The following is a 26459-nucleotide window of genomic DNA, read 5'->3' on the forward strand; positions in this document are numbered from 1 at the left end:
TTTCTCAATATGTTCGAGAATAAAAAAAAGCCAATGTAAAAGCATTGGCCAAGACCAACCCTATCCGTCCGGTAACTGGCTAGCGTAGCCTTTCGACCTTAGCTCCTGTAGTTTTGCGTCCTCATGTTTCCATCAGTTTGCCTTTCTCGCTGAACGAGTTGAACGATATGGGAGTTCTATGAGAATTAATTTATTCTCTTTCAAAGGTTACAACATATAAATCAAAATGTCTACTTATTTAGAGATATAAATACAAATTTTTAATGCATTGCTTTTTCAAAATAATTTCAAAAAGTACGTGAATGTTACTTTTTTTGTGTTATATAATAAAAAATGTATAAATAACAAGGATTTCTTCGGGTATTTATTTAATTTTCATTCAAATTAAACTATTCGAATATATCTTAACTAATGAATTTCGGAGGTAGTTTATCATGTTTTGGCTACAATTTCTTACCTTGTTACTCTGTATTTTTATTGGTGCACGCCTAGGCGGAGTTGGTTTAGGAGTAATGGGTGGAGTTGGCATGGCAATACTCGTTTTTGTCTTCCACCTACAACCAACCGCGCCTCCTATCGATGTAATGCTTATGATTTTGGCAGTAATTACAGCTGCTGGTGCTTTGCAAGCTGCTGGAGGAATGGACTATCTTGTTCATCTAGCTGAAAAGGCATTACGAAAAAATCCAAAGCGTATTACTTTTTTTGCTCCAATTGTTACTTATTTATTCACACTATGTGCAGGTACTGGTCACGTTGCCTATTCTGTACTTCCTGTTATTGCAGAAGTCTCTCGTGAATCAGGGATTAGACCGGAACGCCCAATGTCGATTGCCGTAATCGCTTCTCAACAAGCAATTACAGCTAGTCCAATTTCAGCTGCCACAGTTGCTCTTTTAGCAATGTTAGCTGACTATAAAATCACTTTATTAGATATTTTAAAAGTGAGTATTCCTTCCACTTTCATTGCTTGTATGTTAGCAGCATTCGTTGCTAGTAAGATGGGAAAAGAATTAAATGAAGACCCTGAATACTTAAAACGATTAAAAGAAGGAATGATTCCTAAGCTTGAAGAGAAAAAAGAATTTGTAGGTGTAAAGGGCGCAAAATTATCAGTTATCCTTTTCCTTGTAGGAACCTTCCTTGTTGTACTTCTTGGTTCATTTGAAGCACTTCGTCCAGGATGGATAGTTGATGGGAAGTTAGCCCGTCTTTCCATGCCGAATACAATTGAGATGGTTATGTTAACTATCGCGGCTCTTATTATTATTTTCTGTAAACCAAATGTAGAAAGCATTGTGTCTGGTAACGTCTTTAAAGCAGGAGCAACAGCAGTTGTTGCTATTTTCGGTATCGCTTGGATGGGAGATACTTTCTTTAATGGAAACTTAAATATGATTCAAGGATCCATTCAGCATTTAGTAACAAGTGCACCTTGGCTATTTGCCATCGCATTATTCATTCTATCTATTTTACTATATAGCCAAGCAGCCACAGTACGTGCTTTAATGCCTCTTGGATTATCACTCGGTATTCCACCAGCACTACTAATCGCTATGTTCCCTGCAGTAAATGGATACTTCTTCATTCCAAACTATGGAACAATCGTTGCTGCCATTAACTTTGATCGTACTGGTACAACAGGTATTGGTAAATACGTATTAAATCATAGCTTTATGATTCCAGGCTTAATCGCAACATTTACTTCTATCGGAATTGGAATGCTCTTAATTTCAATTATGTTTTAAAGAAAAAGCACAAACCTTTATTTAAAAAGGTTTGTGCTTTTTTAATCAAATGCTTGTTTAAATTTTGGGGCAGTCTATTTCTCCATGTAGCACTTAAAATACTACACGTCCTTCCCTACAAACTTCTCTTTACTTCTTCAGCTAATTTTCTCGTACTTTCATACGCAGATTCAGCTAAACTAATTGCTGAAATAACTGAAACACCATCCGCACCCGCTTCTATAACTGCCGCTGTATTTTCAATTGTAATCCCACCAATACCAACGATTGGCACTGTAATTCCTTGTTCTCTAAAATAAGCTAATCCTTTCGTTCCTTGAACCGCTTTCGTATCTTTTTTCGTACTTGTTGGGAAAATAGGTCCAACGCCTAAATAATCTGCTCCATTTTCGATTGCAAAGCGTGCTTCTTTAATTGTATGAGCAGATACACCGATAATTTTATCTCCCATTTTTTCACGAACAGATGTAATTCCTTCATCATCTTGTCCTACATGAACACCATCTGCATCTAATTCAATGGCTAATTCTACATCATCATTTACAATGAAAGGAACACTATATTCCTTACAAAGCGTCTGCAATTCTTTTGCAAAGCGCACTCTATCTTCTCCGATTAAAGAACCTTCCCCCTTCTCGCGAAACTGAAAAATTGTCACTCCACCATCTAACGCTTCTTTCAATACAGCTAAAGGATCCCTCGTGCAGTTATTACTTCCCATAATAAAATACACTTGCAATAGCTTAGACATTTTATCTATTTCAATGCGTGCCATTTCTTTCACTCCCTCTTACTCTAACTCCTCAATCTTTCCATACTTCTCAATATCACCAGAAGTAGTATTCGCTAACTGATTTAAAAATTCAATTTGGAAACTACCAGGTCCCTTTTCCACGGTCTTAGCAGCTGCCAGTTCCGAAGCTACACCATAAAACGTTAATGCTGCTACTGCTGCTTTTACATAATCTTTTTCCACTGCTACAAATGCTCCTATTACAGAAGTTAGTAAACAACCAGTTCCCGTAACTTTCGTTAAAATAGAGTGACCATTTCGAATAACAATCGTTCTCTCTCCATCTGTAACAACATCTTCTTCTCCAGTAATTACTGCAACTGTATTTAGTTCATCTGCTGCCTGCTTTGCAATACTTACGACATTACCATTTCCAGCACCAGCGTCTACCCCTTTAATTTCCCATCTCTCATTAATAACGTTCGCTATTTCAGCTGCATTTCCGCGAATACTCGCTAATTCAATTTCAGCCGGAATATGTCTCGCAACTTCTGTTCGATACGATGTTGCTCCTGCACCAACTGGATCAAACAGTACTGGTACATTGTTCACATTTGCTGATTTACCGGCAAGTAACATCGCTTCTACTTCTTCAGGACGAAGTGTTCCCATATTTAATACTAACGCTCCAGCAATGCTAGCCATTTCTGCCACTTCTTCTTTTGCATACGCCATTACAGGCGATGCCCCTAACGCTAACAAACCGTTAGCTGTAAAATTTGTTACAACAACATTTGTAATATTATGAACAAGCGGATTAGATTCTCTCACCAAATCCACTACTTTACTAATTTCTTTCATATTCATCCTTCTCATCTCCTAACTATAGTTATGGGAGATACACAAAAAGGCACTTTGCGCGTACGCAAAGTGCCTGAACATGTGCTTTTACACTCTCCCTACGCTGGCATTATCCAACAGGTTCAAATGGTCAATGACGGACTAGTCATACTCTCAGTTTGTATCCACAAACTCCCATGTGTTTAGTATTCTTCTACTTCAAAGTCTACTCTTATTCTAGTAAAATAACAAGTTCTTTACTTTTCTATTTAATATAGAAGCAACTGATAAAGTGAAACTTTAATCAGTTGGGATTTTGTTAACTCCATTAAAAACAGCTGAAATATGGAGCGAAACTGAATCTCAAGAAGATGTATGCTATATTTAACTTATGGAAATTTGAAAGGATGTTTTTAATATGTCAAAAAGCGTTGTAATCGCTGAAAAACCTTCCGTTGCACGAGATATTGCTCGTGTACTGAAGTGTGATAAAAAAGGAAACGGCTATCTTGAAGGTAGTAAATATATTGTAACTTGGGCTTTAGGTCATCTCGTTACATTAGCAGATCCAGAAAGTTATGATGTGAAATATAAAAAGTGGAATTTAGAAGATTTACCGATGCTACCTGAGCGTTTGAAATTAACGGTTATTAAACAAACTGGTAAACAATTTAATGCTGTAAAAAGTCAGCTACTTAGAAAAGATGTAAATGAAATTATTGTAGCAACAGACGCTGGACGTGAAGGGGAATTAGTCGCACGCTGGATTATCGATAAAGTTAAGCTAAATAAACCAATCAAACGTTTATGGATTTCTTCTGTAACCGATAAAGCAATTAAAGATGGTTTTGCAAATTTAAAACCAGGTAAAGCCTATGACAATTTATACGCTTCAGCAGTTGCGCGTTCAGAAGCTGACTGGTATATCGGTCTTAATGCAACTCGTGCTTTAACGACTCGCTTTAATGCCCAGTTAAATTGCGGCCGTGTACAAACCCCTACTGTTGCTATGATTGCTAGTCGTGAGGATGAAATAAAGAACTTCAAAGCACAAACTTACTACGGCATCGAAGCTCAAACAATGGAGAAGCTCAAACTTACTTGGCAAGATGCAAATGGCAATAGCCGTAGTTTTAATAAAGAAAAAATCGATGGTATTGTAAAACGTTTAGATAAACAAAATGCTACTGTTGTGGAAATTGATAAGAAACAGAAGAAGTCATTCTCTCCTGGTCTTTACGATTTAACTGAATTGCAACGTGATGCGAATAAAAAGTTCGGTTACTCTGCTAAAGAAACATTAAATATTATGCAAAAATTGTATGAACAGCATAAAGTACTAACGTACCCTCGTACAGATTCACGCTACATTTCATCTGATATCGTTGGAACACTTCCAGAACGTCTAAAAGCATGTGGTGTTGGAGAATACCGTCCCTTCGCACATAAAGTATTACAAAAGCCTATCAAACCTAACAAATCATTTGTTGATGATAGTAAAGTAAGCGATCATCATGCGATTATTCCAACAGAAGGATACGTTAACTTCTCAGCATTCACAGATAAAGAACGCAAAATTTATGATTTAGTTGTAAAACGTTTCTTAGCTGTGTTATTCCCGGCATTCGAATATGAGCAACTAACGTTACGCACAAAGGTTGGCAATGAAACGTTCATTGCGCGCGGAAAAACAATTCTACATGCCGGTTGGAAAGAAGTATATGAAAATCGCTTTGAAGATGATGATGTAACTGATGACGTAAAAGAGCAACTTCTACCTCACATTGAGAAAGGCGATACATTAGCTGTAAAGTTAATTATGCAAACATCAGGTCAAACAAAAGCACCTGCACGATTTAACGAAGCGACTTTACTTTCAGCAATGGAGAATCCTACAAAATATATGGATACGCAAAATAAACAACTTGCTGATACGTTAAAATCGACTGGTGGATTAGGTACTGTAGCGACACGTGCAGACATTATCGACAAGCTATTCAATTCATTCTTAATTGAAAAACGCGGTAAAGATATTCACATTACTTCAAAAGGTCGCCAGTTACTTGATTTAGTACCAGAAGAATTAAAATCTCCTACACTAACTGGTGAATGGGAACAAAAACTTGAGGCTATCGCAAAAGGTAAATTGAAAAAAGAAGTATTCATTTCTGAAATGAAGAACTATACGAAAGAAATCGTTTCTGAAATTAAATCAAGCGATAAAAAATATAAACATGACAACATTTCAACGAAGTCTTGTCCAGATTGCGGTAAACCAATGCTAGAAGTAAACGGCAAAAAGGGAAAAATGCTCGTATGCCAAGATCGTGAATGTGGTCATCGTAAAAATGTATCTCGTACAACAAACGCTCGCTGTCCGCAATGTAAGAAGAAACTAGAATTACGTGGTGAGGGTGCAGGACAAATCTTTGCATGTAAATGTGGCTATCGCGAGAAATTATCAACATTCCAAGAAAGACGTAAAAAAGAATCTGGAAACAAAGCTGATAAGCGCGACGTTCAAAAATATATGAAACAACAGAACAAAGAAGAAGAACCATTAAACAACCCGTTCGCAGAAGCATTAAAAAAATTAAAATTTGATTAAACAAAAAGGTTCCTACCTCTATCGGTAGGAACCTTTTATTTTAGTGAATGATTTTACTTCCTTTTGCATTCTCAACAAATTTTTCACTTGATTTGTTAATTGGTGTTTTCAGTAATAACGCAGCAACAATCATAACTACTACGAAAGCACTTAACACAAGTAAATCTCGCGTTACGATATCCCAAAGCATTCCGCCAACTGTTTCACGAATTGCGCTAATTGCGTATGTGAATGGTAAGAACGGATAAATCGCTTGGAAGAACGCTGGTGTCATTTGGATTGGGAATGTTCCGCCCGATCCTGCTACTTGTAGTACAAGTAAAATGATCGCCATCGATTTCCCAACGTTTCCGAAAATAGAAACGAGTGAGTATACGATACAAACGAAGACTCCACCAATAAATAAACTAAATAACACAAACCAGAACTTATCGACTACGTACGTACCGAGTAAGAATATATCTCCCATCGATACGATAAACGCTTGTGAAAGACCTATCGTTAAGAATGTTAATAAACGTCCGAAGTAAATTTCATGGCTCTTATAATTCGCGCCCTCTTCGTGTACTTCTACCGTTAATAATGAAACCATTAATAATGCGCCTACCCATAATGCAAGCACTGTATAGAATGGTGACATCGCTGAACCGTAGTTCGGCATCGCAAATAATTTATTTTCTTTTAAATTTACTGGATTCGCAAAGTAATCACTTTGCTTTTCAACATCATTTTTCAATAAGCGTATAATGTCTTTTAAATCCTCTTCAGATTCAAAATCACGAATTTTATCTGCTAATTCTTTAACCTTTTTCTCAGTTTCCGGCATGTCAGCTTTAATATCTGCTAATTTCTTTCTACCGTCTACTAAGCCTTTTGATGAATCTTCTAGTAATTTTTTAACATCTGGAAGCTTTTTGTCTGCATCATTTAAAATTTGAGTTGTATTTTTCGACATCTCTTTTGTACGAGCAATTGCTGTATTGAAATTAGGTACAATTTCTGAATCATACGTCGATAATACATCTGTTAATTGAGCTGATCCGCTCTTCGCAGCGTTGTTAATACTTTCAATTACATCTTTTGTAGGTTTCTGTCCATTGTTAAGAAGTGTAATTCCCTTATTCGTTGCATCTACACCTTTTTGCAGACTACTTTTCGCTTTATTTAATTTTGCAATTCCATTATTAAGATTTTTATCACTATTTACATCAGCTAAAACCTTATTTGTACTTTCTAGAACTGGAATCATATCATCGATTAAACCGATTCCAGCTTGGAATTGACCATTTAAACTTTTTAAGGCTTCCTTCGAACCTTCTAAACCATTAACACCTCTATTTTGTACATCCTCTAATGCTTTTTGTACACTAGATTTAGTACTTTCAAGACTATTCTTTGCTTTCTCATAATCCGCTTTTGCATTATCATATATTTCATTTGCATCTGCTTTAGCTTGATCTACTGTGCTAACTGCTTTTTTATAATCTGCTACAAATGTTTCATTGTAATCTTTTTCCGCTTGATCAATTAATGCATTTGCTGCATCTAACTTTTGATTTGCTACATCTGTTACATCTTTCTTTACTTCTTGTCCTGTACCGATAACACTTACAATATCTTTAATGCCGTTATTTGCATTTTCCATACTACCTTTAAGCTTGGTTAAGCGATCCACTCGCCCTTGGAAGAAGCTTTTTCCAAAATCAGTCGTGGCTGAGTTTTGAAGTTCAGTAAATATATTAATAAGATATGAAATATTTTCTGTACGAGCTTGCAGTTGATCTGATACTGCATTTAAATCTTTCTTTGCTTGCTCTGGATCAAATTGTCCATTTTGCAATCCATTTACAACACTTTTCCCATAAGCTGTTCCTGCACGTGATGAGCTTAAAACATTATTTACTGTTTGATTAATATTTTGTGCTATCCCCTTGTAACCATCACTATTCAACTTAGAAAGGTCTGGTCTTGCAGGGAATTCAGGTAGTCCATTCATTCCAGAGAAATCAGGGATGTTTAAATCAACACCTGGATTCATTAAAAAGTCGGTAAATGCAGCTGCACTATCCATAACACTTTGTGCTACTACTAAATCATTTCTTATCGTCCCTGGAGCATTTTTTAATGTTTGATCTTGTCTTGCAAAGAACTTATCTAAATTCGCCAATGCTTCCTGCCCATCATTTATGACACTCTCTACAACAGGTAAATCTTTTTGCGCCACTTTCACAATATCCTCTGCTCGAGTCGCATCATCTAACGCCTTATCCATCAATGTATTCATTTCTGGGAACTGCGCTTCTAACTTAAAGACAAGATCTTTTACTTTCTCGATACTTGGTAAGTTTGTTTCTAAATCGATTCCAAGGTCATTGAAGATTTTAAAAATCTCACCGTTCGCTGTTTTAACGAAGTTTTTACTAATTTCTTCCGTAATACCTGATGCACCTTTTGCTGTAATTTTCGGTGCAATCGCATTTACCTTTTCATTTACATAGTAATCAAGTTCTGGTTTCTGTGGATTTTCATCCAGAACAGTTGCAATTTTTTCAGAGAAATCTTTTGGAATCGTAATACTTGCATAATAATCTCCACGCTCAACTCCGTAAATTGCTTGTTTTTCATCTACAAATTTCCAGCCAAGATTTTTGTTTTTCTTAAGGGAGTCTACAATCTCTTTCCCGATATTAATATCTTTCCCTCTTAAATTAGAACCTGCATCTTGGTTAGAAACTGCAATGGGAACCTCTTTTGTATTTCCATATGGATCCCAAGAAGCTTTAATGTTAAACCATGCATATAACGATGGTAAAATCATTAATCCTAAAACAATAACAATTGCAGCCCAATGTTTGGCTACATTCCGTAAATCTGTCTTATAAATACGCCAAATCTGTTTCATAGAAGTTATCACCTAATTATATATTTTTCCTTCTTTAGAAAATGATACATACATTTTGCAATTATATCACTTTCTACATCGTGTATTAACCAAAAACGTACTATTTTTTCCCATTAACTTTCACTTACTTCATTATATAACGAAGTGAGTCAAAGTATGAATACAAAATGACCAAATCGGTTTTACATTCAATAATAACAAATATATATGAAATGTCATAAAAAATACAAGTATTTTCTCTTGGAAATACTTGTATTCCTAAAAAAAATCCTCACAGCTTTTATTCTCTGTGAGGATTTCTTCTATTATATATCCAATTGAACCTCTACACCGAAATGATCTGAAATTACATTTCTGTTTGTACCATTAAAAATAACTTTTGAAGAATGAACTTTTTTACTTTGGTTACACAATATTAGATCGATTCGCAAATTATGTTTATTTTCATCCCAACCAGCAATCTCACCTTGGACAGTCGTTCCTTCATCCTTCTCTATTGCTAATTCATATGTGTCATACAACCCTTTTTGCATCATATACTCATAACCTTCGCCTTTCAATCGAGCATTGTTATTAAAATCCCCCATTAAGAAGGCGAGCTTATTGCTATCTACACGCTCCATCAAACGATCGACTTGACCTTTGAATGACTCTTCTTCATCATTCCACCAACCGAGATGACAAGAGTAAAACGTTATATCCTTACCATTATAAGCAATTGTTGTACTTACAATTTTACGCGTTTTCCAATACGTTGTATCCTCGTTTTCTGAAATGAAGAACGTATCTTCTTTTATAATATTATGCTTCGTTATAATCGCTAATCCTTCTTCGTACACGTCATAACCAATATGAGAGAAATCCCAAGTAATATTGTAATCTTTTACATGTAGCGCTTTTAACTCTTCTAATAGTAAAAGTCCAAAATTATCTTTTTTCTTGTTACCGCATACATTTTCAGCTTGTATGGACTGACTTACTTCTTGCAATGCGATGACATCGTACTCTTCTTCTTGAATTACTTTAGCAAGGTATTGTATCTTTTCTATTTGATTCTCTTCTTGCCAAGAATGACAGTTTAAAGTTAGCAATTTCATATTATTACGCACCTAACATATCTTGAATGTCTGACTTTAATACGTCAGCTTTCGGACCATATACCGCTTGTACACCTTTGTCTTTTACAATAAGCCCTAAAGCACCATTTTGTTTCCACTGTGCTTCTGGTGCAACAACATCTAAATCTTTTACTGTTACACGTAAGCGCGTCATACAAGCATCTACGTCAGCAATATTTTCTTTTCCACCTAATAAATCGATAACTTTTGTTGCTAATGAACCGTCTTGTACATTTCCTGTTCCTTCTGATGCCTCATCTTCATTATCAATATAGTTACCTGCACGCCCTGGTGTTGGTAAATTGAATTTTTTAATTAAGAAATTAAATAGTGTAAAGTTAAGACCGAAGAACACTAATGAAACAATAACAAAGTTGATTAAGTCTCTTGTTAAACCTGCGTTAACCATCATTGGCGTACGAGTAATTAACTCAATAAATCCAAATGCATGAACACGTAAGTTAATTAAATCAGCTAGCGCGAATGCAAGTCCTGTTGTAATAGCATATACAACATATAATACTGGAGCAATAAACATGAACATGAATTCAATTGGTTCTGTTACACCTGTTAAGAATACTGCTAATGCTGCTGATAAAAACATTGGTTTATATTTTGCACGCTTTTCTTTATCAACGTTACGGAACATCGCAAATGCAATCCCCATTAACGCTGCTGTTGAGCCGATAACTTGTCCAGCTTTGAAACGAGCTGGTACAACGTTATTTAATAAATCGTTATATGCCTTCGTATCTCCATTTGCTAATAAATTATTTAAATCTGTAATCCATGCAAGCCATAATGGATCTTGTCCTGCTACAACTTGTCCAACTTTTGAACCAGTTAGCATCGTATATGTTCCGCCTAGCTCTGTATAGTTCATCGGAATCGTTAACATATGGTGTAAACCAAATGGTAATAATAAACGCTCTAACGTTCCATATACAAACGGTGCAACAACTGGTGCACTATCTTTTGAAGCTGCAATCCAGCGACCAAATTCATTTAACCCACTTTGGATGAATGGCCATAGAAGTGATAATACAATCGCAGTAACTGTAGACCAAAGAATTACAACGAATGGTACAAATCGTTTTCCATTAAAGAATGCTAATGCCTGTGGCAGTTTATTATAGTTATAATATTTGTTATATAAAGTAGCTCCTAAGAAACCTGTGATAATCCCTACGAACACTCCCATGTTTAATGCAGGTGCACCAAGTACAGAAGTAAAGTAATCTTTTACAATTAAATCTCCCGCTATTACTGAAGAAACTTTCGCTTTTGAATCCGCTAACATTTCAGCGTTTACCCCAAATATAGCTCCTGTAATTCGGTTTGTTAAGACGAATGCTAATAGCGCTGCAAATGCACCACCCGCGCGATCTTTCGCCCAAGATCCCCCAATTGCTACTGCGAATAAGATGTGTAGATTTGTAATGATTGCCCAACCGATGTCTTCCATTACGCGAGCGATTGTATGAACTGCGTTAACATCCCCAGCAGACATACCAATTAACTTACCGATGGAAATCATTAAACCAGCTGCTGGCATTACGGCTACAACAACTAATAACGCTTTCCCGAACTTTTGCCAAAAATCAAAAGACGTAATTTTCATCTGTTCTTCCTCCCCTTTATTTATAAAAACATAATGATTTAAATTATAATTTCTGTTCCCTTTATGAAAACGATTCCTTATGTTACTTTATTTTTATCTTTACGCAACCGTTTTCATAGATCTATTTTAATAAAAGCGTTTTCACTTTGCAATAGAAATTTATTTTTTTTCATAAAAAAAGATGCTCAAAGAGCATCCTTTTTTATTATGAAATGCGATAAACCCTTGTTTCATAAGGCTTTAAAGCAATTGTTGTTACTTCTTCATGTTCCGCAACTTCATAGTTATTTAAAAGCAAACGTTTGCGTTCTAGTGCAAATGAACCCTCATTATACACAGCTTCCTCTTTTGAGATATTACTAATTACAATGACTTTTTCATCCTGTAACGTACGTGTATATGCATAAATTTGTGGATCGTCTTCTAAAAGTAAATCATACGTACCATAGTTCAGTACATCGTGCTCTTTTTTCAGGGCAATCATTTTCTTATAGAAATTAAAAATAGACTTTTCTTCATTTTTTTGCTTTTCAACATTAATTTCTTTGTAATTTGGATTCATGCTAAACCAAGGTGTACTTGTTGTGAAACCAGCATTCATCTCATCATTCCACTGCATAGGTGTACGTGAATTATCGCGGCAAGAAGCCCATATAATCTCCATCATATCTTGATGTGGTACGCCCTCTGCAATTTTCTCGCGATATAAATTTTTAATTGCTACATCATCGTAATCTTCAATATTTGGTAACTGAACATTTGTCATACCAATTTCTTGGCCTTGATAAATAAAAGGTGTACCGTGCATAAAGAAATACATCGCCCCTAGAGCTGTTGCACTTTCACGCCAATATTGTTTATCATCTCCCCATGTTGAAACGATACGTGGTTTATCGTGATTCTCAATATATAAAGCGTTCCATCCTTTATTTTCTAATCCTTTTTGCCATTTCGTTAATACTTTTTTCAATCCTACAACATCAAGGTCTTTCTTCTTCTCTGCATCCCATAAACTTAAATGTTCAAATTGGAATACCATATTGAACTTACCTTGCTCTTCTCCAACCCAAAGCTCAGCATCTTCAATCTTAACACCATTTGCTTCACCAACAGTCATAATATCGTACTTAGAGAATGTATTTTCTTTTAGCTCTTCTAATAAAGGTTGAATACCTTTCACATTCATATGTTTATCAAAAGATGGCACATATTTTAACCCTTTTGGATTTGGCATATCCTTGAGGCCTTCTTCTTTTTTAATATGACTGATCGCATCAACGCGGAAACCATCAATACCTTTATCAAGCCACCAATTAACCGTATCGTATAGTACTTCGCGAACTTCTTTATTCTCCCAGTTTAAATCTGGTTGTTTACGTGAGAATAAATGTAAATAATATTGTTCTGTTTCTTCATCATATTCCCATGCCGAACCATTAAAAATACTTTCCCAGTTGTTTGGCTCCGCACCATATTTACCATCATGCCAAATATACCAATCACGCTTCGGATTATCTTTAGATGAACGTGATTCAATAAACCATGGATGTTCATCACTCGTATGATTAATAACTAAATCAATAATAAGCTTCATATCACGCTTATGAACTTCATCTAGTAAAGCATCAAAGTCTGCCATTGTACCAAACTCATCCATAATATCTTGATAATCACTAATATCATAACCATTATCATCATTAGGCGACTTATACATTGGACAAATCCAAATTACATCTATACCTAAATCTTTTAAATAATCCAGTTTTGCAATAATACCTTGTAAATCTCCAATACCATCACCATTTGAATCCATAAAGCTTCGTGGATAAATTTGATAAGCAACCGCTTCTTTCCACCATGTCTTATTCATAGTCATTCTCTCCTTTTGCATCCCATCGGAAATTTTATGCAAACGTTTTCGTAACACTATCATAACAAAATATGAATAGTTTGCAACTGTTTTCATTGAACTCTATGTAGATTCTTTATTCTTATGCTTTATTTATTTCTCACAAAGGTAAATCTCATTCTTCACCTCTCCTTGTCCACGCGTATTACAGACATTTTTCATATATTAATAAAAAACTCTGATTATTTTAGAAAGGAGTAATAAATTGAAGCAAACAAAATTAACAGGTCGTATCGTTGTTCCCACAGATCCTGACTACGACGTAGCCCGAATGAATTTAAATTTAAGTATTCCAAAACTCCCTTGTATTATTGTTTTTTGTCAAAATAACAAGGATGTCTGTAACGCCTTAAAATGGGCAGGTGAACGTCATATACCATTTCGGTTAAGAAGTGGACGTCATAGCTATGAAAATTTTTCTCTTTTAAATAGAGGACTTATTATTGATGTGAGTGAAATGCATCGCATTACTGTTAATACAGAGAAATTAACAGCAACAATTGAGGCTGGTGCAAATCTTGGCACTGTTTATAAAGAACTTTGGAATTACGGTGTTACAATTCCTGCTGGTACAAGTGCAAGCGTTGGAATTGTTGGATTAGCACTTGGTGGTGGTATTGGTATGCTTTCGCGCTTATATGGATTAACATGTGATCAATTAATGGAAGTGGAAATGGTACAAGCATGTGGAAAATTTGGTGCAAAACTCATTCGTGCAAATGAACAAGAGAACTCTAACCTTTTTTGGGCATGCCGTGGTGGCGGTGGTGGAAACTTCGGAATTGTCACTTCATTAACTTTTCGAGTCCACCCGATAAAAAATGTATCAATTTTTTCAATTACATGGGAATGGGAAGACTTTATTGCTGCATTTCAAGCGTGGCAAAACTGGGCACCTTATATAGATGAACGTCTCACTTCATCGATCGAATTATTCGCCAAGCAACGAAATAAAATCGAAGCACAAGGCGAGTTTATCGGTTCTCCCTCTGAACTCCATTCCCTATTATCCCCTCTTCTTGAAACTGGTAGCCCCTCTCTCTTTATAGAAGAAGTTCCTTATATAAAGGCTGTTGAATTTTTTAATGGAGGTAACATCCCTGAAAATTTCAAGCGCTCTGGTTCCTATGTCTATACACCTATTCCCCTTAAAGGCATTCAAATCATGCAATCCTTTCTTTCTCATGCACCAAATAAAGATGCTAGTATTTGGCATCAATCGCTCATAGGTGCTGTTGAAAATATTTCGCCGAATGAAACGGCTTATTTTCATCGTAAAGCAATTATTGCTCAAGAATACATTACCTCTTGGAAATGCGATGATGAAGAAAATCGAAATATACGCTGGGTTAAAGGTTTACGAGAAAGCTTAGATCCTTATACACTAGGTGACTATGTGAACTGGCCCGATATCGACATTAAAAATTGGCAAACTAGTTATTATGGCTCTAACTTTCACAGATTACGTAAAGTAAAAACCATGTATGATCCTTGTGATGTTTTTCATTTCCAACAAAGTATTCCTCCTTTTCATACGTGAAAAAAGGGGATAACATAAAAAAATCATCCAATATACCGTTACCTCGCAGTATGTTGGATGATTCAAGTTGATTTTCTATATCGTTTCAAATTCTTGCTCCTACTCATAAACTTTTACTTACAGATTAATTGTATTTCGTATCATTTTCATGCAATGAATGTAATTTAATATTTGGTACTTTATCTTTTTCAATACCTCTATTATAAGAAACAGGAACTTGAAATTCAAATTGCTTTGTCTCATGTTTTTGTAAATAGACTGGTTTCGGTACTGGATAGCTTTTTGAATTCTCGTTTGCATTATCATATAAAACAACTTTTAATGCTTGTGAATGATTACGATAATTTTTTAAAGTAACAATGCACTTCGGTTGGATATTCTCTCCATTTTTCTCCATTCTACACTGGCTATCTTCTTTTTTATATTCTATTGCTTCTACCCCTGTTTTTCCTGCATAATACCATGTTTTATTCAATGTCTGGAGGATTGTATTTAAAATAAACGGCATCATTACAATCAAAATACTAGTACCTACTACTTTTATCTTATTCATTTTTCTAAATGTACTAGACTTCTTTTTTCCTAGCCATTTTAAAAATAATATAAATGCAATTACATGTAGTATGAAAGAAACAATCAATATATTTGAGAATTTATAATCCATATAAACATACGTATGTATCGGAATCTTATAGACATTGAATAGTTTTTCCCCAATTAATTCATTATCATTTGGAATTTTTAATAATAACAAAACCCCTATACTGTAACAAATAGCTACTAATCGATCATACTCAATACGAATCATTCTTTCTCCCCTTCACTTTGTATTTTATTATCGATTTTAGCTATTATTACCATACTATACAATCTTTTTATAGAGGATAACGTAAAAAAGTTCCTTATAAATATATAAAGAACCTTATTAATATACAATATGAATTAAAAAATCAATATACAATTTTCACATAGAGATTTCTTCAAAATATGTTGGATCATGTATTGTAATTTTTTTATCTAAAATTGTAACAATGCTATCATTTTTTAATTGTTTTAATACGCTGCTAACTGTCTCTCGAGATGTTCCAGATATTTTGGATATTTCAATTGTTGTAAGTGGACATGAAATTACAATCTTTTCTCCACTCTGTTCTCCTAAATCCTGCATTAAATAATTTAACGTTTGGATAACACGATCTTGTGCATTAGGAATTGTAATATTTTGCACTCGATTTTCGTTCAATTTTAATATAGATGATAATTGCTGAACAACGTACATCAATTGTGTTCTGCTGGACTTTACCATATCTTCAAAGATTACCGTTGGAATATAATATACCTCCACATCCGTCATTGCTTCTGCTGTATAGTTATATCCTCTGTCTGTAAACATACCACCATAAGGAAAAATAGAATACCGCTTTACATAGTCATCGTATAATAAGTTCCCATTTTGATTAACCCGCTCTAACTTTACAAAACCATCTAACATGAAGTAAATTCTTTCCCTTGAATCCCCTTCTAAAAATAAAAATTGACCTTTTTTATAAGTTCGCCAATAAACAAACTCTGTTAAGCCTTTCAATTTTTTTTCTGTTAAATGAGCAAATAATTCGAACTGCTTTAAGTCTTTCACTACGTTCCGTCTATTCATAAAATTCCCTCTCTCTTGCTGTATGTTGGAGCGAAAAATCAAGAAAGCGTATTCAATTTGAATTTTATCATAATTAACTTGTATATTCAGATTTCATCATGAAAACTTTATGAACAATGAGTACAAAAAATATTAATAAATAAAAAGAATGAAGTTATTAACCTCATTCTTTTTTTACTACTAAGTAGCGTACATAATAATTTAAACATACATGCATACATTCTGTTTTGAAATAATAGTACCGGCTTTTTCTTCTAGTGCTTCATATACTTTTTCTAAAGACGTAATAATCGTTTTTCTTTTTGGATTTGTATTAACAAAATTAATAGCAGCTTCGATTTTTGGAAGCATGCTTCCCGCAGCAAATTGTTGTTCTTCAATATATTCTTCTAATTGATTCACTGTGACATGCTCTAATTTTTTTTGATTCGGTTGATTATAATTTACATACACATAATCAACTGCAGTTAAAATAACGAGCGTATCGGCATCTACTAATTCTGCTAATTTCTGCGCAGCGAAATCTTTATCGATAACCGCTTCAGTTCCTTTTAATCCTTCTTCAGAATCAATTACTGGAATTCCACCTCCGCCCACAGCTATCACTATGTTTCCATCTTCGACCAAAGAATTAATCACTTTATGTTCATGAATACTTACAGGCTTCGGTGATGGAACAACACGTCTCCATCCTCTACCAGCATCTTCTTTAAACACTGCTTTTGTTTCATCCATTAATTTTCTGGCCTCTTCTTCTGTATAAAAAGGACCAATTGGTTTAGTTGGATTTTTAAATGCCTCATCTTTTTTATCCACAACAACACGTGTTATAACCGTTGCTACATCTTTGTTTATATTCCGTTTTTTCAATGCCTTTTCAATTGCATTTTCCATCCAATATCCAATCATCCCTTGGCTCATTGCCCCACAAGTATCTAATGGCATTGCAGGTGTCTTTTCCGTTTCTGCAGCTTTTTGCTGTAATAAAATATTCCCCACTTGTGGGCCATTTCCATGCGCAATTACTATATCCACATCATTTTCCATTATTTTCACAAGTTGTTCTGCCGTTTTTTCCAACGCTTCTTGCTGCGCTCCCGCAGTAGCTTCTCCAGACTGTATCGCATTTCCCCCTAGTGCAACTACAATTTTTCTTCGTGCCATATTCCAGCCCTCCAGTTGATTTCGCTTTCACAGCGCTTTATAAAGTAATACTGCCTGTAATTAATCCATAAATCGCAAAGAATGCTAAAGCACCAATTGCTACGGATGATGCTAATTCCACTCGAGTAAATATTTGCTTCGAACTCTTTTGCTTTTGAACATTGTAAAAAATAAAAATACCTGGCGCATATAAAGTCATTGTTAATAATAAATACTCTAAACCGGCTGCATAAACTAACCACACGCCATAAATACTTGCGATCAAGCCAATTATTATATTTTTATTTCGATCTGCTTCTTCAGACTTTAAGCTATGCTTCAGTTGATAAAATGCTGAAAAAGCATATGGGATTAAAATAGCTGAAGATGCTAAAGAGAATGCAAAGTTATACGCCTGATCAGAAACGACGAATGTTAACAAGAATATTTGTATTAAACCATTTGTTATCCATAATGAATTTACTGGAGCCTTATTTTTATTTTCTTTTGCGAACCATTTTGGAAATACTCCATCTTTAGCCGCTAAATATGGAATTTCAGAAGCGAGCAAAGTCCAACCTAACCAAGCACCTAATACAGAGATGACTAAACCTAAATTAATAAAGATAGCACCCCATTTTCCAACAACACTTTCAAATAAATAAGCCATAGCCGGATTTTTCACACCTGCAATGTCTGCTTGCTGCATAAGTCCAAGAGACAATAATGTGATTAAAATGTAAATGATGAGTGTACCAATTAAGCCAATAACGGTTGCTTTCCCTACATCACTTCTATTTTTTGCTCGACTGGATAAAACAACAGCCCCTTCTACCCCAATAAATACCCATAAAGTTACAAGCATTGTACTTTTAACTTGGCTGCCAACTGCTCCCCATGAAAAAGAACCAGTTTGCCCCCAAAATCCATCTAAGAACGTATCAATATGAAACGCAAAGATTCCTATGACAATAAATACAAATACAGGTACTAATTTTGCGATTGTAGTTACTAAATTCACAAGGGCTGCTGATTGAACTCCACGTAAAATTAACATGTGAACACACCATAATAATACGCTTGCACCAATAATGGATTCTACATTTTGACCGCCTTCAAAGATCGGGAAGAAATATCCTAATGAAGAAAACAATAATGTACCGTAAGCTACATTCCCAAGCCAAGCAGATAGCCAGTATCCCCACGCACTATTAAACCCCATAAAATTACCAAACCCTGCTTTTGCATAGCTAAAAATACCACCATCTAAATCTGGCCGTTTTACAGTTAGATTTTGAAAAGATAATCCAAGTGCAATCATCCCAATTCCTGTTATAACCCAGCCAATAATAATGGCTCCAGCACCAGCACCTTTTGCCATATCACTCGCTAAATTAAAGGCTCCACCGCCAATCATAGACCCAACTACAAGAGCCGTTAGTGTAAACAACCCTAATTTCTTATCTTCACCCATTCCACTCACCTCTCTTTAATTGCAATAACAATACAAAAGCAATAGTGAATGATCGTGTCTAAAGGAGGAGAAAGAAGAAAGGAAGACTCCCTTTCTTCTTTACTCCATGTTTCCTAAAGTAGCTGCCATAACCGCTTTAATTGTATGCATTCTATTTTCAGCTTGATCAAATACTTTTGAATGTTTACTGCGGAATACTTCGTCAGTTACCTCCATTTCTTTCAACCCATATTTCTCATAAACTTCTTCGCCATACATCGTTTCAACATCATGAAATGCAGGTAAACAATGTAAGAAAATCACGTTTTCATTCCCTGTTGCTTTAATCATTTTCATATTTACTTGATAAGGTTTCAATAACTCGACACGTTCAGCAAATTTTTCTTCTTCCCCCATAGACACCCATACATCTGTATAAATTACATCTGCATTCGCAACAGCTTCTTCCACATTACTTGTTATCATTACTTGTTCATTATATTTTTTTGCTAAATCAATTACTTCTTGTGCAGGCCATAAAGATTTCGGTGTACAAATACGTACATCCATTCCAACGATTGCTCCACCAACTAGTAAGCTATTAGCAACATTATTTCGCCCATCGCCAACGTAAACGAGCTTCACATTTTTCAATTTCCCTATATGTTCTCTAATTGTTAATAAATCTGCTAGTGTTTGTGTTGGATGCCACATATCTGTTAATCCATTCCAAACTGGCACACCAGAATTTTGTGCTAAAGATTCTACAGTTTCATGATTAAATCCACGAAACTCAATTCCGTCAAACATACGCCCTAACACTTTTGCTGTATCCTCTACAGATTCTTTTTTCCCAAGTTGAATATCACCTTTCCCTAAATATTCAGGATTTGCCCCTAAATCTGTACATGCTACTGTAAATGCACAACGCGTACGAGTAGAAGTTTTTTCAAATAAGAGCGCTACATTTTTACCTTCTAAATAATGATGCGGGATACCGTTTTTCTTTTTCTCTTTTAATTCTGCTGCCAAATCTAGAAAATATAACAATTCTTCTTGTGTAAAATCTTTTTCTGCTAGAAAGCTTCTTCCTTTTAAATTTGGTCTAGTCATTAACATAATTCATCCCTACTTTCTCCGTTATTTATACTAAATATCTTTACGAATAATTGGCATACTCATGCAACGTGGACCCCCACGACCACGAGATAATTCCGAACTTAGCACCTCAATCACTTCTATACCGTGTTCACGTAATAACGTATTAGATACATAGTTACGATCATATGTAACAACTACACCTGGCGCAATTGCTAATGTGTTCGAGCCATCATTCCATTGTTCACGAGCAGAAGCAATTACATCTCCTCCTCCACATGGAATAAGAACTAATTCACTTAAGCCTAATACCTCTTTTAATGCTTCCATTAAAGAAGTACGATGTGTAATTTTAAGAGTTTCCTCATCTGATCCTTTTTCTAAAATATAAATATTCATATTCCCTTTTGGCCCTTGAATGGCTGGGTGAATTGTAAACTTGTCATAATCAACCATTGTAAATACTGTATCTAAATGCATAAATGCTCGACATTTTGGAATTTCTATTGCTAACACTTTCTTAATTTTATTTTGTCGGCTAAAAAGATTTTTAGCTAAACGTTCAATTGCTTTAGCTGAAGTACGAGCAGATACTCCAATCGCAATTGTTTCTTCATTTAAAATTAGCTCGTCGCCACCTTCAATTGGAAATTTATAATCACGATCTAACCAGATTGGTACATTATGTTTTGCAAATCTTGGATGATATTTAATGATGTACTCCATGAATAATGATTCACGTCTACGCGCTGGTTCTCTCATCTTATTTATCGTTAAGCCATCGCCCACGCTAGCTGCTGGGTCACGAGTAAAATATAAATTAGGCATTGGATCTAAGTAAAACGGATAGTGATCTTCCATTAATTCATATAAATGTGTCTTCTTACTTGTTTCAATTTCGTTTTTCCGTACACCGCCCATAATTTTTTGAATTAATTCTTCATTTGAAAAGGAAAGTAAATATTCTTTTAAAGTTTGATGTGCAACATTTACGTCGGCCTGTCCTTCTTTTAAAATACGATCAACAAATTCTTCTCGAAGTTTTTTATCTACTAACGCCTCAGCGGCTAGTTTTTCTAAATAAAGAACTTCAACACCCCGATTGCGTAACGTTTGTGCAAAATAATCATGCTCTTTTTGAATAATTGGTAAGTATGGAATATCGTCAAATAATAATTGCTGCAAATAATCTGGCGTCAAGTTTTCCACTTCTTTACCCGGTCGTTTTAATAAAACAGTTTGTAATTCCCCAATTTCTGAAGTAACATGTATCGGATGTTTCATTTGTTGTACCTCCTTTTAAATATGTTTGATGTCTTACAAGTACATAATAAATGCTCTGTACTTTCATCTTTGTGAAAGCATCCACATTATCATTGTGAAATATTAAACAAGTTATTTTTTTAAAATCATACGAATATGTATTTTTATAACAAACTATCTTGCTTTCTCAATAAAAAATACATATATTACGCATATATATTGAATATTTAACTTCCGTATTTAAACAAAAATCCTGTTTTTAATTTTATTAAAAACAGGATTTTCGCATCTAAATAATTAAATTTAATCTTTCTTCTATAATCTCCCTATCTGATTTCGACTGTGAAATTATAAGGCATGTATCATTTCCACATATACATCCTATTTTTTCTTTCCAATCTAACTCATCAAATAAAACACCAATAACATGTGCATTACCAGGTAATGTTTTAATAACCATTAATTGATCTACACAATCAATTTTTACAACAACTTCTCGTAATTTTTTCTTTAACTTTATATCAGTTTGTAAATGCTCTTCTGAGAAAACTTTATATATCATTAATCCTTCTTGAGAAGGTACCTTCGTTAAGTTTAACTCACGAATATCGCGAGAAACCGTAGCTTGTGTTACTAATACATCTTTTTTTGCTAACAATTCTACTAATCTTTCTTGCTTATCTATTTCATACTCCTTTACAAATTGTTTAATTAACCGTTGTCTTTTTTCTTTTTTCATAAAAGACACCCCTTTTAATATTATAGCTCGCTATAATTTTCATCCGAAAGGGACAGAAAAGAATGTTGCGGAAACGTTCATAGTTTAACTGTAAATATTAAATCAAGCTAAATAAAAAAGAGAAGAACAATATTCTGTTCTTCCTTTTACATTGAAAATCGTTCAATTGTTTGTTTCAAATCAGTTGCTTGCTTCTCTAAATCCTTTAATAATTGATCGATTACTATCATATTTTTAGATTGTTGTAGCGTCACACGTGCTACTTCTTGCGAACCAGCTGACGTTTCTTCAGCAATTGCTGCTACAGCTTTTGTTTGTGCTCCTGTTTGATGAATGTGGCTCACTTGTTCATTCATATAACTACTAATTTGCTGAGTTGCATCGGCTACTTCCATAACACTTGATGACATTTCTTTTAAAATTAATTCCGTAGCTTCCCCACGTTTCGCCTCTTCTTTAGCTATTTTCACTTGTTCTGTCATTTTCATTGCAACTTGTTGTACTTCATCTTGCATATTCCGTAATAACTGCGATATGTTTCTTGCAGAATGATCACTTTCATCAGCAAGTTTACGTACTTCTTCCGCAACAACCGCAAAGCCTCTTCCATGCTCTCCTGCGCGAGCTGCCTCAATAGAAGCATTTAGTGCTAATAAATTCGTTTGGCTAGCAATCGCACTCACAACAGACACAATATGTTCTACTTGTTTCATTCGTTCTTCTAACTTCTGTACATTTTGCATTGAATCTTCATTTTCTTTTGCCAATGTTTGAATACCTTGAATTAAAGACGTAAAGACACGAGTACTATGCCCTAAAGCTTCAACCATTTCTGAAGACAATGTATCAGACTGCTTCGCTTTTTCTTCTACTTCACTTGCAATAGAAGTCGTTGTATCAACAGCAGAAACAATTGCTTGAATTGATGCCGCTGATTGCTCAGCGCCTGAAGAAATCTCTGCAAGTGTCTCAGATACACCTTGCGCTTGTCTCGTTGCTTCGCCTGTTTGTTTTCTAATCTGCTGTACTTGATTATTTGTATACGAAAATGTTGTATCAATATTTTTTACCATGCCCCTTAAGTTTCCTAACATCATATTAAATGCAACACTTAAAGATTTAATTTCATCATCTGTCTTCGGTAATGGAACATCTTCACGAATATCACCCTCAGCTGCTTTTCTTGCCGCTTCCTCTAACTTGCGAAGCGGTTTAATTAAAAATACGGCTGCTCCATATGCTAAAATTCCAGACCATACTACCCCTAATAACATAACGATAATATTATATACAGTTTGACTTACATAACTTTGAAAATAATCGTATATCACGTAAATAAAAAATATACTTGTTGAATATGTAATGAAAGCTAAAACTGTAGTGAATAGCATAAGTTGTGTACGTAATCCAAAAGAAAATGTTTTTCTTTCTTTTTCCATCTTCCCTTTCCCCCTTTTTATAAGCAATATAAATACTACCTATATATTATTATCCATATTTTCATTATAGAAGGATATAGAGATTTTAAAAATCATTATTTCTTTGAATATCAAATTGCACGAAAAAAATAAAGGATTCTGACAATTTATGACTAATAACAGAAATACAGGGCAACATTTGTAAAATATATTTTTAACTGGGGGTTTTGTATGATTCAAGTTCGAAATCTAGTAAAATCATTCGGTTCACTTGATGTGTTAAAAGGAATTGATTTAGAAGTAAAGGAAAAAGAAGTTGTTGTTTTAATTGGTGCCAGTGGTTCTGGTAAAAGTACATTACTTCGCTGTCTTAACTTTTTAGAAATGTACGATGAAGGCGAAATTCACTTACAAGGTGAGCGAATTGATCCAAAGCATTCAAATTTAAATAAAGTCCGTGAAAATGTCGGTATGGTTTTTCAGCACTTTAACCTCTTTCCTCATATGACCTCACTAGAAAACATCATAGAAGCACCTATTCACGTAAAAAAATTAGAGAAAGCAAATGCACAGGATATTGGAAATCAACTTCTCCAAAAAGTCGGCCTTCAAGATAAAGCGGATGTAACTCCTCATCTTCTTTCAGGTGGTCAAAAACAGCGCATTGCCATTGCACGAGCTCTTGCAATGAGCCCTAAGATTATGCTATTTGATGAGCCTACCTCAGCTTTAGACCCTGAACTTGTTGGAGAAGTATTGCAAGTTATGAAAGAACTTGCTGAAGAAGGGATGACAATGGTTATTGTTACTCATGAAATGAATTTCGCAAAAGATGTAGCTGATCGCGTCATCTTTATGGACGATGGAAAGATTGTAGAAGATGCTCCGCCAGTACAATTCTTTTCAGCTCCATCACATGAACGGGCAAAACAATTTTTACGCAACGTTTTATAATGTAACTTTTGTTTCAAACGAAAAAGAATACATTCATACGGTGCACAACTAATCATCCAAATAAAAAATTTCAATAACATACTAAAAAACCATCCGTATGATCAATATATAGGAGGGGTTTTATGAAAAGAAAACTATTAACCATTGTTGCGAGCATTACACTATGTACATCCTTCATACTAGGAGCTTGTAGCAAAGAAAGCTCTACTACTTCATCAAATAGTGAAAAAGAATTTCGCTATGCGATGAGTGGATTATACAAACCTTTTAACTATAAAGAAAATGACGGCAAACTTGTCGGCTTTGATGTAGAAATCGGTGAAGCTCTTGCTAAAAAGATGAACATGAAGGCTACGCCCGTTACAAACCCATGGGAAACGCTGATTCAAGGTCTTCAAGCGAAGAAATATGATGTAATACTGGGTAGTATGGCAATTACAGAGGAGCGCTTAAAAGCTGTTAGTTTCTCAAATCCGTACTATCGCTCTGGCGCCCAAATTTTTGTGGCTAAAAAGAATACCGCTATCTCTTCTCCAGAAGATTTAAAAGGTAAGAAAATTGGTGTTGTAAAAGCTAGTACCTTTAAAAATCTTGTTGCAAAATATACAGATCAAATCACAGAATATGACAGCGATATTACTGCTCTTATGGACTTAGAGCCTGGGCGTGTTGACGCAGTAATTACGGATCAAATGGTTGGTCTACGTATGATAAAAGAAGGAAAATCGAAGATAAAAGAAGCCGGAAAACCATTAAATCTTGATGAAATGGGAATTGCTATTCACAAAGATGATAAAGAAATGGTTGAGAAAGTAAATAAAGCGTTAGATGAAATCATTAAAGATGGTACGTATGAAAAGATCAGTAAAAAATGGTTCGGGCGTAATATTCTCGGTGAAGAGGAAAAAACGAAGTAAGTTAGCCATTCAAAAGATTCATAAACAATGCCCCACTGATTAAATGTTCATTTTATGTGGGGCATTTCATTCTCTACTAAAATCCATACAATATGAGGTGAAACGCATGTTTGAAATTTTTATCTCTTCCTATCCCACACTCTTAAAGGCTACTATTGTCACATTACAATTAACATTAACTTCCCTAGTACTCGGTTCATTAATTGGATTATTATTCGCTTTCTTTCGAATCTCTAACAATAAAGTTTTAAATAGTATCGCTCATGTCTACATTGCTATTATTCGTGGTACACCTTTAATTGTTCAAATTGCCATTCTCTATTTTGGAATTACATCCGTTGTTGTTTTCACCCCTTTTTGGGCAGGTGCAATCGCTTTAGCAATTCATAACGGAGCATATATTACGGAAATTTTCCGTGGATCTATTCAATCCGTTGACCGGGGACAATTAGAAGCAGCTCGCTCTTTAGGCATGCCTTATCCTTTAGCTATGCGACGAATTATATTACCACAAGCATTTCGTCTGTCTCTTCCTCCTCTAGGAAACCAATTTATTATCGGATTAAAAGATTCTTCACTTGTTGCTTATGTAGGAATGTCCGAATTATGGGGTTCAGGTTTATCAATTGCAGCAGGTAATTTCCAACAATTAGATACTTACATAATCGTTGGTGCATACTATCTCATACTTGTTCTTCTATTTACTTATTTTGTTAATCTTTTAGAAAAACGACTACAACGAAAAGAAACTAACTCCGTCCAAGTCCATAAAAGGAACAAAAAGGAAGTTTCTTTATAAGA

At 34.8% G+C, this 26459-nt stretch carries 19 protein-coding genes, 2 pseudogenes and 2 riboswitches; of the genes and pseudogenes, 6 read left to right on the top strand and 15 right to left on the bottom strand.

The genetic code is table 11. The annotated features are described in order from the left end of the window. Positions 1 to 67: 67 nt before the first annotated feature. A riboswitch (cyclic di-GMP riboswitch) is annotated at positions 68 to 152 on the bottom strand. 282 nt (positions 153 to 434) lie between these two features. Further along, positions 435 to 1748, top strand: coding sequence for an anaerobic C4-dicarboxylate transporter family protein (locus ACUN13_RS21510; protein WP_000498704.1), 1314 nt, complete (start codon positions 435 to 437; stop codon positions 1746 to 1748). 115 nt (positions 1749 to 1863) lie between these two features. Here the strand turns inward: ACUN13_RS21510 and thiE are convergent, their stop codons facing one another. Then, positions 1864 to 2523, bottom strand: coding sequence for a thiamine phosphate synthase (thiE, locus tag ACUN13_RS21515; RefSeq protein ID WP_017657404.1), 660 nt, complete (start codon positions 2521 to 2523; stop codon positions 1864 to 1866). Between the two features lie 15 nt (positions 2524 to 2538). Then, entirely contained in the window at positions 2539 to 3348 is an 810-nt protein-coding gene (gene thiM / locus ACUN13_RS21520; RefSeq protein WP_017657403.1) for a hydroxyethylthiazole kinase, read from the bottom strand. 72 nt (positions 3349 to 3420) lie between these two features. Continuing rightward, positions 3421 to 3530, bottom strand: a riboswitch (TPP riboswitch). A gap of 209 nt (positions 3531 to 3739) precedes the next feature. Between thiM and topB the strand changes: the two genes are divergently transcribed. Then, positions 3740 to 5929, top strand: a complete 2190-nt coding sequence (topB, locus tag ACUN13_RS21525) for a DNA topoisomerase III (RefSeq protein ID WP_000047293.1) — start codon at positions 3740 to 3742, stop codon at positions 5927 to 5929. A gap of 40 nt (positions 5930 to 5969) precedes the next feature. Here topB and ACUN13_RS21530 read toward each other — a convergent pair whose 3' ends face one another. The 4 genes from ACUN13_RS21530 to ACUN13_RS21545 all read right to left on the bottom strand — a co-directional run bounded on the left by ACUN13_RS21530 (position 5970) and on the right by ACUN13_RS21545 (position 13440). Beyond that, on the bottom strand, positions 5970 to 8831 hold the full coding sequence (locus ACUN13_RS21530) for a YhgE/Pip domain-containing protein (RefSeq protein ID WP_025687828.1): 2862 nt from the start codon (positions 8829 to 8831) through the stop codon (positions 5970 to 5972). A 305-nt stretch (positions 8832 to 9136) separates the two neighbouring features. Next, positions 9137 to 9928 (bottom strand): endonuclease/exonuclease/phosphatase family protein, encoded by a 792-nt coding sequence (locus ACUN13_RS21535; RefSeq protein ID WP_000771997.1) that lies wholly within the window; start codon positions 9926 to 9928, stop codon positions 9137 to 9139. 4 nt (positions 9929 to 9932) lie between these two features. After that, on the bottom strand, positions 9933 to 11570 hold the full coding sequence (locus ACUN13_RS21540) for a PTS transporter subunit IIBC (RefSeq protein ID WP_000705560.1): 1638 nt from the start codon (positions 11568 to 11570) through the stop codon (positions 9933 to 9935). A gap of 205 nt (positions 11571 to 11775) precedes the next feature. Continuing rightward, positions 11776 to 13440 carry a glycoside hydrolase family 13 protein gene (locus ACUN13_RS21545; protein ID WP_445423947.1) on the bottom strand — a complete coding sequence of 555 codons (1665 nt, stop codon included), beginning with the start codon at positions 13438 to 13440 and terminating at the stop codon, positions 11776 to 11778. A 244-nt stretch (positions 13441 to 13684) separates the two neighbouring features. Here ACUN13_RS21545 and ACUN13_RS21550 point away from each other — a divergent pair, with 244 nt between their 5' ends. Next, positions 13685 to 15019, top strand: coding sequence for an FAD-dependent oxidoreductase (locus ACUN13_RS21550; protein ID WP_025687826.1), 1335 nt, complete (start codon positions 13685 to 13687; stop codon positions 15017 to 15019). Between the two features lie 124 nt (positions 15020 to 15143). Here ACUN13_RS21550 and ACUN13_RS21555 read toward each other — a convergent pair whose 3' ends face one another. From ACUN13_RS21555 to ACUN13_RS21595, 9 genes and pseudogenes are all read right to left on the bottom strand, one after another. Then, the gene (locus tag ACUN13_RS21555; protein ID WP_445423948.1) at positions 15144 to 15827 is read right to left on the bottom strand and encodes an ABC transporter permease; all 684 of its coding nucleotides are present in this window, start codon (positions 15825 to 15827) and stop codon (positions 15144 to 15146) included. 156 nt (positions 15828 to 15983) lie between these two features. Next, entirely contained in the window at positions 15984 to 16673 is a 690-nt protein-coding gene (locus ACUN13_RS21560) for a Crp/Fnr family transcriptional regulator (RefSeq protein WP_001081905.1), read from the bottom strand. Between the two features lie 201 nt (positions 16674 to 16874). Next, a complete protein-coding gene (arcC, locus tag ACUN13_RS21565; RefSeq protein WP_000113951.1) occupies positions 16875 to 17837 on the bottom strand; it encodes a carbamate kinase in 963 nt (320 codons plus the stop codon). A 37-nt stretch (positions 17838 to 17874) separates the two neighbouring features. Next, complete coding sequence (gene arcD / locus ACUN13_RS21570) at positions 17875 to 19290, bottom strand: arginine-ornithine antiporter (RefSeq protein WP_025687824.1); 1416 nt, start codon at positions 19288 to 19290, stop codon at positions 17875 to 17877. 99 nt (positions 19291 to 19389) lie between these two features. Then, the gene (gene argF / locus ACUN13_RS21575) at positions 19390 to 20388 is read right to left on the bottom strand and encodes an ornithine carbamoyltransferase (RefSeq protein ID WP_025687823.1); all 999 of its coding nucleotides are present in this window, start codon (positions 20386 to 20388) and stop codon (positions 19390 to 19392) included. A gap of 30 nt (positions 20389 to 20418) precedes the next feature. Continuing rightward, a complete protein-coding gene (gene arcA / locus ACUN13_RS21580) occupies positions 20419 to 21651 on the bottom strand; it encodes an arginine deiminase (RefSeq protein WP_025687822.1) in 1233 nt (410 codons plus the stop codon). Between the two features lie 268 nt (positions 21652 to 21919). Then, positions 21920 to 22369, bottom strand: coding sequence for an arginine repressor (gene argR, locus ACUN13_RS21585; RefSeq protein WP_000711826.1), 450 nt, complete (start codon positions 22367 to 22369; stop codon positions 21920 to 21922). Positions 22370 to 22515: 146 nt separating this feature from the next. After that, positions 22516 to 23088, bottom strand: a pseudogene (locus ACUN13_RS21590) (methyl-accepting chemotaxis protein); the annotation flags it as partial. 369 nt (positions 23089 to 23457) lie between these two features. Then, positions 23458 to 23808 (bottom strand): annotated as a pseudogene (locus ACUN13_RS21595) (HAMP domain-containing protein); the annotation flags it as partial. 210 nt (positions 23809 to 24018) lie between these two features. Here ACUN13_RS21595 and ACUN13_RS21600 point away from each other — a divergent pair. From ACUN13_RS21600 to ACUN13_RS21610, 3 genes are all read left to right on the top strand, one after another. Then, on the top strand, positions 24019 to 24741 hold the full coding sequence (locus ACUN13_RS21600) for an amino acid ABC transporter ATP-binding protein (RefSeq protein ID WP_000616927.1): 723 nt from the start codon (positions 24019 to 24021) through the stop codon (positions 24739 to 24741). Between the two features lie 122 nt (positions 24742 to 24863). Then, a complete protein-coding gene (locus ACUN13_RS21605; protein ID WP_025687821.1) occupies positions 24864 to 25658 on the top strand; it encodes an ABC transporter substrate-binding protein in 795 nt (264 codons plus the stop codon). A gap of 43 nt (positions 25659 to 25701) precedes the next feature. Then, complete coding sequence (locus ACUN13_RS21610; protein WP_002025246.1) at positions 25702 to 26457, top strand: amino acid ABC transporter permease; 756 nt, start codon at positions 25702 to 25704, stop codon at positions 26455 to 26457. Positions 26458 to 26459 lie beyond the last annotated feature (2 nt).

The organism is Bacillus cereus group sp. Bce041 (genome assembly GCF_052646455.1).